Source organism: Onishia taeanensis, from assembly GCF_900100755.1.
GTDB classification, from domain to species: domain Bacteria; phylum Pseudomonadota; class Gammaproteobacteria; order Pseudomonadales; family Halomonadaceae; genus Onishia; species Onishia taeanensis.
Genome location: NZ_FNCI01000006.1, coordinates 59995 through 73067 on the forward strand (window position 1 = coordinate 59995; position 13073 = coordinate 73067).

The 13073-nt window shown below is 53.7% G+C and carries 10 protein-coding genes; 5 read left to right on the forward strand and 5 right to left on the reverse strand.

The annotated features are described in order from the left end of the window. Window positions 1-98 precede the first annotated feature (98 nt). The 4 genes from BLR71_RS09735 to BLR71_RS09750 all read left to right on the forward strand — a co-directional run bounded on the left by BLR71_RS09735 (window position 99) and on the right by BLR71_RS09750 (window position 4504). Window positions 99-1559: an aldehyde dehydrogenase family protein gene (locus BLR71_RS09735; protein WP_092525551.1), complete on the forward strand. Its 1461-nt coding sequence runs from the start codon at window positions 99-101 to the stop codon at window positions 1557-1559. Window positions 1560-1648: 89 nt separating this feature from the next. Continuing rightward, entirely contained in the window at window positions 1649-2536 is an 888-nt protein-coding gene (locus tag BLR71_RS09740) for an NAD(P)-dependent oxidoreductase (RefSeq protein WP_092525553.1), read from the forward strand. An 85-nt stretch (window positions 2537-2621) separates the two neighbouring features. Continuing rightward, entirely contained in the window at window positions 2622-3359 is a 738-nt protein-coding gene (locus BLR71_RS09745; RefSeq protein WP_092525555.1) for a trimeric intracellular cation channel family protein, read from the forward strand. Between the two features lie 59 nt (window positions 3360-3418). Continuing rightward, on the forward strand, window positions 3419-4504 hold the full coding sequence (locus tag BLR71_RS09750) for a DUF3541 domain-containing protein (protein WP_092525557.1): 1086 nt from the start codon (window positions 3419-3421) through the stop codon (window positions 4502-4504). Here the strand turns inward: BLR71_RS09750 and BLR71_RS09755 are convergent. The 5 genes from BLR71_RS09755 to nhaD all read right to left on the reverse strand — a co-directional run bounded on the left by BLR71_RS09755 (window position 4501) and on the right by nhaD (window position 11662). Beyond that, entirely contained in the window at window positions 4501-5316 is an 816-nt protein-coding gene (locus BLR71_RS09755) for a PEP-CTERM/exosortase system-associated acyltransferase (protein WP_092525558.1), read from the reverse strand. The genes BLR71_RS09750 and BLR71_RS09755 overlap by 4 nt on opposite strands. Continuing rightward, window positions 5309-8143, reverse strand: a complete 2835-nt coding sequence (locus BLR71_RS09760; RefSeq protein ID WP_092525560.1) for a bifunctional diguanylate cyclase/phosphodiesterase — start codon at window positions 8141-8143, stop codon at window positions 5309-5311. Before BLR71_RS09760 ends, BLR71_RS09755 begins: the two co-directional genes overlap by 8 nt. A 52-nt stretch (window positions 8144-8195) precedes the next feature. Further along, entirely contained in the window at window positions 8196-9410 is a 1215-nt protein-coding gene (locus BLR71_RS09765) for an OprO/OprP family phosphate-selective porin (RefSeq protein WP_245696405.1), read from the reverse strand. Then, window positions 9379-9819, reverse strand: coding sequence for a hypothetical protein (locus BLR71_RS09770; protein WP_245696406.1), 441 nt, complete (start codon window positions 9817-9819; stop codon window positions 9379-9381). The genes BLR71_RS09765 and BLR71_RS09770 overlap by 32 nt, the downstream gene beginning before the upstream one ends. A gap of 421 nt (window positions 9820-10240) precedes the next feature. Beyond that, a complete protein-coding gene (gene nhaD, locus BLR71_RS09775; protein WP_245696412.1) occupies window positions 10241-11662 on the reverse strand; it encodes a sodium:proton antiporter NhaD in 1422 nt (473 codons plus the stop codon). Between the two features lie 573 nt (window positions 11663-12235). Here nhaD and BLR71_RS09780 point away from each other — a divergent pair. Further along, window positions 12236-12949 carry a DUF3581 domain-containing protein gene (locus BLR71_RS09780; RefSeq protein ID WP_092525563.1) on the forward strand — a complete coding sequence of 238 codons (714 nt, stop codon included), beginning with the start codon at window positions 12236-12238 and terminating at the stop codon, window positions 12947-12949. Window positions 12950-13073 lie beyond the last annotated feature (124 nt).

Here is a 13073-nt window from a genome sequence, read left to right on the forward strand (position 1 = left end):
GCGGCGTACGTTATTTGAAAGACATCATTCAATGGCGCACGACTAAAGTACGAGCGCGCAACACTCGGATATAACGACAAACAAAGGAGAGTGAAACGATGCGTGAGCTGCCTATCATGCCTCCCGCGGGTGCCTTGATCGATGGCCGCTGGGTGGATACTGCCGAGACGCTGATGGTCGAGGCCCCGGCCAGTGCGGAGCCGCTGGCGCGCATTGGCCGCGGCGGTGAGGCCGAGATCGACGCTGCCGTGGCGGCGGCGCGCCGTGCCTTCGATGGTGAGACCGGCAGCTGGCCTGCCTGGCCGGCGCGTCGTCGCGGTGAGTGGCTCTCGGCCTTCGCAGACGCCATCGAGGCGGATGCCGAGACGCTGGCGGCCCTCGAATGTGCCGATACCGGCAAGCCGATCAGCCAGGCCCGGGCAGATATCGCAGCCTGCGCACGCTATTTCCGCTTCTATGCCGGCGGGGCCGACAAGCTGCACGGCGAAACGATTCCCTTCGAGACCGACTATGCGGTGATGACGCTGCGTGAGCCCTTCGGCGTCTGCGCGCAGATCATTCCTTGGAACTATCCCTCCCAGATATTCGGTCGCTGCGTGGCCGCAGCGCTGGCGGCCGGCAACACCGTGGTGTTGAAACCCGCCGAGGACGCCTGCCTGAGCGTATTGCATCTGGCAACGCTTGCCAGCCGCACGGAGCTGCCGCCTGGGGTGCTCAACGTGGTACCGGGCCTGGGGCGCGAGGCGGGGGCGGCGTTGGCGGCGCACCCGGGCATCGATCATCTGTCGTTTACCGGTTCGCCCGAGACCGGCACTCGAGTCAACCAGGCGGCCGCCGAGCACCATGTGCCGGTGACCCTGGAGCTTGGCGGCAAGTCGCCGCAGCTGGTGTTCGCCGATGCCGACCTGGACGCGGCGCTGCCGGCGGTGCTGCGCGGCATTATCCAGAATGCGGGCCAGACCTGTTCGGCGGGGAGCCGTCTGCTGGTCGAGGCCGCCTGCTTCGATGAGGTCGTGGCGCGATTGTCCGATCAGTTCTCGGCGTTGCGTTGCGATGAGGGCGAGCGTGATGCGGACTGTGGGCCGCTGATCAACGGCCGCCAGCGCGAGCTGCTGGAAACGCGGCTTGCGGCGGCGAAGGCCGACGGCATACGCGTGGCCGCGGCAGGACAGCTTGCCCCGGGTGCACCCGAGAGTGGCTACTTCGTGGTGCCGCAGCTGCTGGTGGATGTGCCCGACGGGCATGCAGTGACCCGCGAGGAGCTGTTTGGGCCAGTGCTGGTGGTGCAGTCCTTCGACAGCGAGGCTGATGCCCTGCGGCTTGCCAATGCCACCGACTTCGGTCTCTGTGCCGGCGTCTGGACACGCGACGGTGGGCGTCAGCTGCGCCTGGCCAAGGGCATTCGCAGCGGTCAGGTATTCGTCAATAACTATGGCGCCGCTGGTGGCGTCGAGCTGCCCTTCGGCGGGGTGGGGCGCTCGGGTCATGGTCGTGAAAAAGGCTTCGAGGGTCTGAAAAGCTATACCCGCCTCAAGACCGTTGCCATCCGCCACGGCTAAGCAAAGCCTAGGAGAGCGCAGACTGACATTGGCTTATTTATTCCCCTTTTATCATGGCCTGTTCATCAAGGCTTGCAAGGAGCAAGAGCATGACGGATTCCCGACGGGTAGGGCTGATCGGTGTTGGCCTAATGGGACATGGCATCGCCCGTAATCTGCTGCGCCATGGCCACGCACTGAGTTTTCTCGATCATCCGGGCAATCAGCCGGTGGATGACTTGTTGGCCGAGGGCGCAACGCGCCTGTCGAGCGCCGCCGAGGTCGCTGCTTCGGCCGATGTGGTGATCCTGTGCGTGACCGGTTCGCCGCAGGTGGAAGCCGTGCTCAACGAGGCCGGCGGCGTGTTGGAGGGCCTGGCGCCCGGTAGCATCGTCATCGACTGTTCCACGGCCATTCCCAGCTCGACGGTGGCGATCGCCGAGCGGGTCGTCGACCGGGGTGGACGTTTCTGCGATGCGGCCATGACTCGTACGCCCAAGGAAGCCGAAGAAGGGCGATTGAACCTGATCGTCGGCGCGCCGGATGAGCTCTTCAGCGAGATTCGGTCCTTGCTCGAGAGTTTCGCCGAGGCGATTACCCATGTCGGGCCGGTGGGTAGCGGGCATCGGGTCAAGCTCCTGCACAACTTCGTCTCCCTGGGTTTCTCGGCGGTGCTCGCCGAGGCGTCAGCTGCCGCACGTCGCGCCGGTGTCGCGCCGCAGGCGCTGATCGAAGTGCTCGGCAATGGCGGTGGTGCAGGGGTGGTCTTCGAGCGCCTGAAGCCCTTCATCCTTGCCGATGATCCCTCGAGTTTTCGTTTCTCGCTGTCCAATGCCAATAAGGATATTGGCTACTACCAGCAGATGGTCGAGGAATTGGGGGCCAGCCACCAAGCAGCCGATGGTATCGCCGGCCTGTATCGGCAGGCTATCGAGCAGGGACACGGGCAGGCGGCGGTACCGGAGCTTGTCGCCCTGCTGGCCGAGGCATCTCGTTAGGGCAGGAGGATTCTCCAAGCGGAACAGCCTCAGCGCCGTCACAAATCGCGTATCCTTAGCGGGAACATGAGTAAGGAGCGATGACGTGGCGGCGTTGGTCTATTGGATGGACATGGCAGGGGTAATCGTCTTTGCGCTGTCGGGGGTGATTCTTGCCTGCCGTACGCGCATGGATCCCTTCGGCATGCTGGTGCTGGCGGCAGTAGCCAGCATCGGTGGCGGCACCATTCGAGATCTGGTGCTGGGCGTACGCCCGGTGTTTTGGGTCACAGATCCCACTTATTTGTGGGTGGTGCTGGCCACCGTGGCTCTCTCGATTCTCGGCTTTCACTACATTCATCGCCTGACGCGCACTTTCCTGCCGGTGACCGACGCCTGCGGACTTGCGCTGTTCACCGTGATCGGCACCCATAAAGCGCTGATGCTGGGCAATGCCGGCGTGGTGGCGGTGCTAATGGGCATGATGACCGGGGTTGCCGGCGGCATGTTGCGCGATGTGCTGGCGCGGCGGGTACCGATGGTGTTGCGCCAGGAGATCTATGCGACGGCGTCGATCATTGGTGGCACGAGCTATGTGCTGCTGCTCGAACTCCAGATGAATACTGTCCTTTCCATTGGCTTGGCGCTAGGGCTGACCCTGTCACTGCGACTTGCGGCCATTTACTGGCAACTGAGCCTGCCCACCTTCGCCTGGGTAGTGACGCCACCACCAGAGCCCTCTGAGACGAAATCCCGTGACGTTAAGCCCCCGGCACACGTACGGCGGCGTCCTAAAGTCAGGGTCAAGCTGATCAGCCCCAAAGCGGCACGACGTCGGCGCTGAAACGACTTCCAGAGTGTGCCTATACTGTGGCTGCAGCCATATTCCGGTAAGGGGGCGTCATGCGGTCGAAGGCATTTGGGTATGAGGCCTATCATCCGGTACAGCATCGCCTGCGCTGGGTTCTACTATGGCTGCTCTACTGTCTGGTTGTTGGATGTGCGACAGCCGCTCCGCTTTCACAGCAAGACATCGCGGCCGAGATACGTGCCCGCTACGACACTGCCTTCGACACCCTGCCTGCCGCCAAGCAGCGCCACTATGCGCAGCGGCTGTACCGCATTACCGGAGATGAGCGTTATCTTCCGCCACTTGAGGACTATGGCAGGCGATTGGTCGCGTCTTTGCAAAAGGATATCGCCGGCTTGGCCGAGCCGGGATATGCCGCTCAGCGTGCCGCCGGAATGCTAGAGCGCTATCCCGAACGCACGCGAAAGCAGCGCATACGCAAAGAGATGCTGGGGGAGTGGGGTGAGATGATCTTCGCCAAATATCTCGCCTTCCGTCTGAACCAGGCGCGCGCTCACGGCCTGTTGAATGAGCAGCAACTGTCGGGAGTCGATAGGGCGATGGCGTATCTCGACGAGCAGCCGTATCGCGATTTCTTGACGTCTCCTGAGGTACTCGAGGTCTATGCCGCCCAGGTCGCAAACCTGGCCTATGATCTCTACGGACTGGGAGTAGCCGATCTACGTCATGAAGCCAAGGCCGCCTTTCGTGCTCACTATCCGCCGGCACGCGATGCCGCGCTGTCCCAAGCGTCCTTTCGCAACAAGATCTATGGCATGACGCACTTCGTGATTGCCGCCAGTGACTATTATCAGTATCGCGTGTCTGCTACAGACAACGCCTGGATCCTCGATGAGTTCGATGCCCAAATTGAGCGCATCCTGGCCGAGACCAAGGAAGACATCTACACCGAGGTCGGTATCAGCTTCCAACTGGCAGGGCTGGCCGATCATCCGGTCGTCTCGCGTACCCAGCAAGCACTGATGAGTGCCTATGACCCCGAGGCAAGCATGATTCCCGGTGAGTTTGGCAGCACTGATCTAGCACGAGGCGAGCACCGCAATGTGCTGGCCATCATGCTGCTGGATGGGCCCGAGAGGTTTTACGCGGGGCCGGATATTACTAAATATGGTAATTAGCTTGATCCCTCTTTGGCTGCTATTGTTGCTGTTCTTTGGTTGCTGAGCCTTAATATCAATGCCCTCTGTTTTTCTAAGTCCTTTTTTATAGAGAGGTAAAGTTTTTGCAAATTTGGCTTAATAGAAGTTTCTGCATCTCGTTGGTCGATGTAAAAAGGTGTTCTCTCTCCATGGTAGTGGATTTCTGAACCTGCAGTTCGGAAGTTTATACCTGAAACGCCGAGAAGTCTGGCAAATCTTTTCTCCATCATGGCGAAGACATGATGTCTTTCTGAGATTCCTGCGATAGCAGTGGATGCTAAGAAAAGGCTTACACCTATTAGGGGGAAAAGATGACCGTGTTTTTCTTGGATCTCTTTGATTTTTTGATTTTTTCTGCTGGAAATGCATTGTTTGTCTTTCTTTTTTCGGAATTCTTTTATGACGGCTAGTCTGGAGATTTCACAGGTCTGTTCTTTTTTAAAATTATTAGGGTGTACTGTTGGGTTGGTCAGGCTTGCCATGCAGTGTTTTTCTAATGGTAAGAAGTAGCAGGGCGATGATGGCGTATTGTCGGGTGAGACCAACCTTAGGCAGCCTGCTGGTAAGCCGCTTTCTCTGTGGATAATGATGCAAAGTGTGGAGTTCTCATCATATTCATCGTATTCATATGGAGTACCTTTTTCCCCGATGTCACACTTCATTTCTTCCCTGTAAACTTGATGCCTAATGGCATAAGCTTTCATTTTTTCTTCATTATTTGAAGCTATCTTGAACGAGAATTCGCGGGAGAACGTCTCGTATATATCTTCGTCTTTTTTCCAGTTATTCATGGTTTTTGTGTCTAGTTTTTGTGTCTGAGATCTCTTTGGGTTCGCCCAAAAAGTAACCTTGGCCAAATGTTACTCCATATTCCTTAAGTATATTGGCGGTCTCTGTGCTATCTACGAATTCAGCAATTACAGCCTTTCCAAAACCTTTTGCTATTTCAGTGACTGCTTTGACTATAAGCTGGTTTTTATAGTTTGAAGATAGGTCTTTAATAAATGATCCATCTATTTTAATGAAGTCCATTGGTAGCTGGCCTAAATAATGGAGGCTGCTAAATCCAACGCCAAAGTCATCTAGTGCAGTTTGGCAACCGAGGTTCCTCATTCTAAGTAATACATTGTTTGCGGTAGAGAAGTCTGTAACGGCTGCCGTCTCTGTTACCTCTAGAATAAGCTGATTTGGGTTTGCACCACTTCTTTTTAATTCCTCGGAAAGGAAGCTGTTAATCCCAGGTTCATGAAGTGATTGTCCAGACAGGTTTACTGATAAAGAGACACCATCTTCCTGTATTTCTTTTAGAAGAATAAGACTATGATGTAGGACCCACCTGTCTATTTGAATAATTTGACCACTTTGTTCTGCTATGGGTATGAAGGTTCCTGGTGATATAAGTTCACCTCCATCTCCACGAAGGCGTAAAAGTATTTCGTAATGTTTAACGCTGCCATCTGATAATTTTATTATTGGCTGAGTCATTAGCTCAAATTCGTTGTTTTGTAGCGCATGTCTAATTCTTTCTATCCAATATACACGCTTCTGCAGTTCATTCTTGGCTTCGTCAATTGTAGAAAGCATATGCCAGCGTTTTAGACTGCTCTCTTTTGCCTTGTACATGGCTACATCTGCATTTGCCATTAGCTCAGCAGGTGTAGGCCCATGGAGTGGATAACAGGCGATACCAATGCTTACACTAGCGCGATGAAGGCGTCCGTCGTGTAAAAGTAAACTAGTTTCATCAAGATTATTTTCTATATTTTGCGCAATTTCAACGGCTTCGTTTTCACTAGCGTTCTCCAATAATACCGAAAATTCATCGCCACCTAACCGCGCAATAAAGCCTCGCTCGCCAATTACGTTCTCGATATTCCTCGCTACAAGTTGTAAGAGTTTGTCGCCCGCAGGATGCCCGCTAAGTTCGTTGACATCCTTGAATTGGTCAAGGTCCATGAAAAGAACAGCACCTGCTTCCTCTTTTTCGAAGACTTCTTCAATTCTTTCCTGGAATGCGCGTCTATTGTATAAGCCTGTCAAAGAGTCACGGCTTGCTAACCAAGCGAGGCGTGATTCTGCTGCTTTTCGGTCGGTTATATCGATGCCAACTGAAATGGTATGCATTGAGGGGTCATTGCTATCAGAAAGGCGAGCGTGATACCAGACAATGGTGCGTTGTTCTTCATCTTTTCCGCGCAGTAGACGCTCCTCAGCTTGATGGTCGCTAGTTTCAAATCGCGAGTCACTTGGCTTATGGAAAAGTGCTTCGAATCGTTGTCCAAGGATAATATCATATGGCTGTCCAAAGATATCTTGACAGTACTGATTGACCAAGCTTATTTTACCCTGATTATCTTGTGTCAAAATTAGAACATGTGCCGTGTCTAGAAGGTTCTCGATAAAATCACGCTCTCTAGCCAGTTCTTCCAAGCGTGCATTCAGAAGCTCGCCACGAGACTTAACCTCCCCTTCAAGTGTCTCCAGCTGACATGCAAGATCCAATGCAGTAGCATCTAACAAGTCGATTTCGTCCAAAAGACGCCGTTTCGGCATGGGTATCATCTGTTTAGCCTTCGCAAAACCACCTTCTGCAAGTGCTGGCAATACACTTGATAAACGGCGAACGCGTGCCATAGGCTTCCAAAGGATGACGAGAAGCATTACTTCGGCAGCCAGCCATCCAATCAAGCCAGTAGCTAATATCGTACCAGTATCTCGGTTGATGGCATAAATTTGTGATGTAATGTCGGATATCAGTATAAAATGTCCAGTTTCACCTTGTTTATTGTTTCGGCTTATTTTTATAGTACTAATTTCTATATATTTGTTGCTATGCTTTAATCTTGCGGGCTTGTTTTGTAGCTCTTCTAATGTAAAAAGATACGCAGCTTGATGTATTAATGGCAAAGTATTTTCTTGGTTTGTGAGTGTGGCTAGTTTTCCATGCCAAGCACTGACACTGCGTGTAATGTCCAATTGGTCTTGGGCATATTGACCTGTTATTAGCAAGGCTACATCACTTCCCGACACTTCGTGAGCCTGCCGAGTTACATCAGCTAGTGAGCGTGATATCAGGACGGCACCATGACTTTTGCCATCTACTAGAATAGGAGCCACTGCATACTGCCGGCAGTCGGCGAAGCAACGTAATGTCGTGAAAGGCATGTCGGAGGCAATCACATTTTTCCCCCACTCTGCGAAGGGTAAGTTATGGCCTGCCTGACTATATCCCCATTTAACAAGCTGCTGGCCAGTCTCGTCTAGTATAACTAGTTCGTCGATGCCTGCTTCCAGTTGCAGCGTTGGCCATTTGTTGTTGAAAGAGCTGGCGATGGTTGCTCTATCAGCCTGCTTTAGAGCATTTCCAAGACCTGAGGTGAGAGAGGCGTTTAATGCTGCAATCTGTCGCAAGCTATCCATAGAATGGTTGAGGGCTTGACGAATTTCCCTGGCTTGGCGCTGAACTTGGTCATTCCGAGAATCATTAAATTGTCGCAGTAAGTTGTCTCGGCTTACGAAGGTAAAGGCCGTTGTCAAACCGAGCAACAGTAGGCTGGTCAAGGCAATGACGCGCCATGTCAGTCCAAGCTTGGGTCGAATTTTCTTCAAGCTGTCCATAAGGGGGCAATGTCATCCTTGCATAATATGCTAATTTGCAGTGCCGGCTGATTTAGAATCGCAGCGATAACTGCATCAGAAACATATTCCAGTATCGGTCTGTGTCAACTGGGTTGGGGTTTTCCTGAACGGATAACCAGCCTGTTCCGTCTACATGATGATATTCTGCGGATAGCAGTAGTTGTGGATGCGGCTTCCATTGTGCCCCCATAGTCCAATCTCTGGCGTATTGTGAGTGTCCGGGCCCAGAGCCAGCTTCCTCGTAGTCGCGTCCAGAAGGATCATTACGGTTTGCGACCATGGTGTCGTAGCGTAAGAAGCCATTCCAATTGCTGTTAAATCTTCTGGTGTACTGTAGGTACCAGCTCTCACCTATAACTTTTGAGTTTATTATTTCGTTATCGAAGTTTCGAGACTCAATTTTTCTGATGGCATATTCTGAGGTGATGCTCCATTTTTCTCGATTTAGCTGTATTGACAGTACAGTGGGCTGGAAAAATAACTTTCCTCTGTCACTGTATGCTCTAACATCACCTGATACGTCAGCTATGCTTAAGGCAGCTAGAAATCCGCCTCCATTATGTTCATATAGAATTTGCCCGATAAATGATGTGTTGCCATCAATCGATGTTCTATTGCTTTTTGGAAAAGCCTGTCTTTCGAGGTCATTATCGGTTTGTGGAACGCCAATGCCAGCTTGTAGCCTTACAACTCCCTTTGAAAGTCTCTCTTCTTCGTAAAAACTTATGCCATCCGCTGCCAAACCGAGTGAACGGGTCCTATCAAAATAGATTGATTGTGGAAGAAGTATGCTGGGCCGCGTGAAAGACACATCGCGCGTTTGATTGTAGAAGCCAAATGGGTTCTTGAAGCGACCAATTTGTATTCCAGCGCTTCGTTCCTGACCAGACAGGGCTTGATAGTCTACTACCCCATGATCAAGCTTCGGTTGACCCTCACTGCCATTGCCGCCTGCGCGCCTGCTTAGCACCTGCGCGGCGACCAGAATATCCTCGTGGGGACGCACGGAAAAATTGACGCCGACCTCGGTAAATTGGGTGCTACCACCGCCTTCGCTACTGGGGCCAAAGAAATTGTTGTCATCGGTAATCACTAGCGCCTGACTAAGAAAGCCATGTACTTGTAGCGTATCGCCTATATCTTGGGCATCTGCATTTTTAGCTGTTGCGAGGAGACTCAAAATGCCGATGACACCCAGGAGTCGTGCCCCTACGTTACTCCATTGATATGACGTGGACACGATCATCCAGATGCTCCCTATCGAGATACCCCAGGCTTCCCTGGGTAGTGGCGATGCGCTCTAGCATTTCCGATTGTGACATTACCTGCGTGGGGGCCTGTCCGGTTCCTGAAAACACCACACGATCCCAGGACAGTTGAAGTTGGTGAGGGTAAACCGACAAGCTCTGCTTAGCGAAGCGGTCATGCACCGGATGGCCGTTTGGCAGCACGAAGACCCTCAATGCCTGTCCGTTTGGCCAGGTGCGTTGACGCATGGCGAACATGGCTCGGGCAGTATCCTGGTTCAGCGATGTCGTTCTGACGTCTTGGTTCGCGACCATGACGATATCGGGCTGTTCATCCTCAGCAATGCAGCTAGGGGCGAGTATCATGGTCAAGCACGTTAGCCCCCAACGCACCAAGCTGAGCGCCATACCAGACCTCATTCGCGACATGGTTCACCCGAATGGTTAATGGAACCTGGTCGAGCACTTTGCTGTTCAAGCACTGCCTTGGCAGCGTCACTCTTGTGGTTGCCGAAAGAACAAGTGATTGGACCGGGAGGAAGGCTTGTACAGCGAGCTAAATGTAACGTCGACTGATTGATAAACCTTTCACTCCTCATATCGCATTGGTCAGGCTTTGGCGATCAGGTTCTGTTACAACTTGAAATATTATTTTTTTCATTAATGATGCCCACCCTGGCATCTTAAAGCACGCCTGATGGATTGGCTATGTCGACCGCAGCCTGAGCTGGAGAGTCCACTGGCACATCAGTACACGGAAAAGTGCATCATGGAAAGGGAAGGTGGTAGGAGCAAGAGGCCGCCAGCGAGGGCTGGCGGCCTGAGCCGCTTACTGGAGAGCGAAGCTGCCAGAATTTAGCCACAGATGGACGAGAATGCTAGCCACATAACCCAGGAAAATGATGGGCGACCATTTCAGGTGCCCAAGGAAGGTATAAGAGCCACGGGCCTGGCCCATTAGCGCTACCCCAGCGGCCGAACCGACTGACAGCAGGCTGCCGCCGACGCCAGCGGTCAGGGTGATCAGTAGCCAGTGACCATGCGACATCTCTGGTTCCATGGTTAGTACCGCAAACATGACCGGAATGTTATCGACCACTGCTGAGATCAGGCCCAGAAACACATTGGCCCAGGTGGCATCCCACTGGCTGTAGAGCACTTCCGAAAGCATCGCCAAGTATCCCATGAAGCCTAGGCCTCCAACGCACATCACTACCCCGTAGAAGAACAGCAGCGTATCCCATTCGGCTCGGGCGATACGGTTGAATACGTCGAATGGCACGACACTGCCCAGGCGTTCCAGTGCTTGGAGGTCCCCGCGCTGTCGGTAATGACTGCGTTGGCGTTCCAGTTCGCGAGGCAGAGTGCGGCGTAGGTAATAGCCAAAGAACTGCAGATAGCCCAAGCCAGTCATCATGCCAAGCACGGGCGGCAGGTGTAGGACAGTATGGCAGGCCACTGCTGTTGCCACCGTCAGCAGGAACAGCAGCACGATTCGCCGCGCACCACGCTTCATCTCTATGTGCTCACCGTGAGCCTTGGGGTGATATTTCGGGACGAAGAAACTCATCACCACTGCCGGTACCAGGAAGTTAGTCAGCGACGGCCCCAATAGCTCGAAGAATTCGTAAAACTCCACCAGCCCGGCCTGCCAAACCATCAGGGTCGTGATATCACCAAATGGGCTGAAGGCACCACCGGCATTGGCGGCCACCACGATATTCACGCAGCACAGGTTGATGAAGCGGTGATTGCCTTCGGCTACCTTGGTGACAACGGCGCACATCAACAAGGCGGTAGTCAGGTTGTCGGCGACAGGAGAAATCACGAAGGCCAGGCCGCCCGTCAGCCAGAACAAGCTGCGGTAGCTGAAGCCGCGTTCCAGCATCCAACCTCGCAGCGCATCGAATACCCCGCGTTCATCCATGGCATTGATGTAGGTCATCGCAACCAGCAGGAACAGCATCAATTCCGAGAATTCGAGTAGCGTGGCCCGGAATGCATGTTCGGCCGCGTCCGGCATGCCGTTACTGACGTAGACCCAGCCGATGAGCCCCCAGATGACGCCTGCGGCCACCAGTACAGGCTTCGACTTGCGCATGTGCAGCTTTTCTTCAAGCATGACAAGCACATACGCAAGAATGAAAATAGCGACGGTGAACATGCCAACGGCCGAATCGGTTAAATCCAGCTCACCGGACATGGCCAGCACCGAAGGGCTGAAGACCAGGCAAAGCAGGGCGAATGCCATGATGGGAAGGTAGTACTGCCAAGAAAAAGGCGATTTATTGTTCATAATTTATTGTATCGGCTTTGGTTTAAATAACGATTCTGTACGATGCTATCATGCCCCGTAGCCTTACCAATTAGAGACCTTCGATGCATAGCGGCAATTAACCTGCGTGCATGATCTACGTCACGATTCTGCGCAAGCTTTCGGGTGGCAAAACAACATTCGAACGGGAATTCTGAATACCAGAGATCCCTAGCGCACTGTTTTTGTGCATTTTCGCTAACCATGTCGGTGATAGCGGTGTTGAAGAAGGGGCGGGTTGGCGGGTCGGTGGTCAACTTGCATCGCGGCGATAGGCGAATTTTTGACAACATGTTACGTTAGCCCCCGCGAAGTCTAGTGATACGGTACAGCGTGCGGGCTTCTGCGCAGCATGGGACTAGGTGAGACAATGGTGTCGCTCATCACCGACAATTTGACGGCCAATGGCGTCAGGTAAACAGGATGTCCGCTGTCCTTGGACTGTCGTGACCGCTATCGCCCCGGGAAGGGCGAAGCCTAATCTTTTCTTGAGGTGTAATAAGACGACGCATGTTTCTCGACAAATTCCATCAGGTCCACGACGGCCGCATTAGCATCAGTGCGGAGCAAGCCAGCCATTTTGCCAAGCAGGTCGCCGGAGACTACAACCCGATCCACAACCCGGATGCGCGGCGCTTCTGTGTGCCGGGGGATCTGCTCTTTGCGTTGGTCTTGTCGAAGTTCGGCTTGTCTCAATGCATGACCTTTCATTTTCGCAGCATGGTGGGGGCAGAGGTCGCGCTGGATTTCCAGGAGCATGATGATGGCTCTATTCGCGTCACCGACCAGCAGGGCAAGGTGTACCTGGAAGTCGAGCGCAGCGGAGGTTTGACGCACGACGAAGAGGTGATCGCCGCCTTCACGCGGCGGTATGTGGCATTTTCCGGCAAGAATTTCCCGCATTACCTCAAGCCGCTGATGCAGACGCACGGCGTCATGTTCAACCCCCAGCGTCCGCTGGTGATCTACGACAGCATGGGTTTTTCGCTGGATCGCCTCGACGTCGAAGATCCGGGCCTTGAGCTTCAGGACTCGTCTTTCGAAGTACTCGGCAAACGCGGTGAGGCCCTCCTGGAGTTCGGACTCACTGCCTGCGGCCACAATATTGGTAGGGGCTCCAAGAAGCTGGTGGTCAGCGGTCTACGTGATTACGACACCGCCGCCATGGATGAGATCGTCTGCGAGTTCTATCGCCTCAAGGCGGCTTACGAGGCAGCCGTCTGATAAGACTGCCTCTCAGGTGAAGTTTCCCTGTAAAGGGGCGAGCACCTTCTTTCACGATTGCGCGCCGGGCTGTCGGCGCGTTCGTCATACAGTGCAAAGTCATGAGGACTGGCTTATCTTGGCA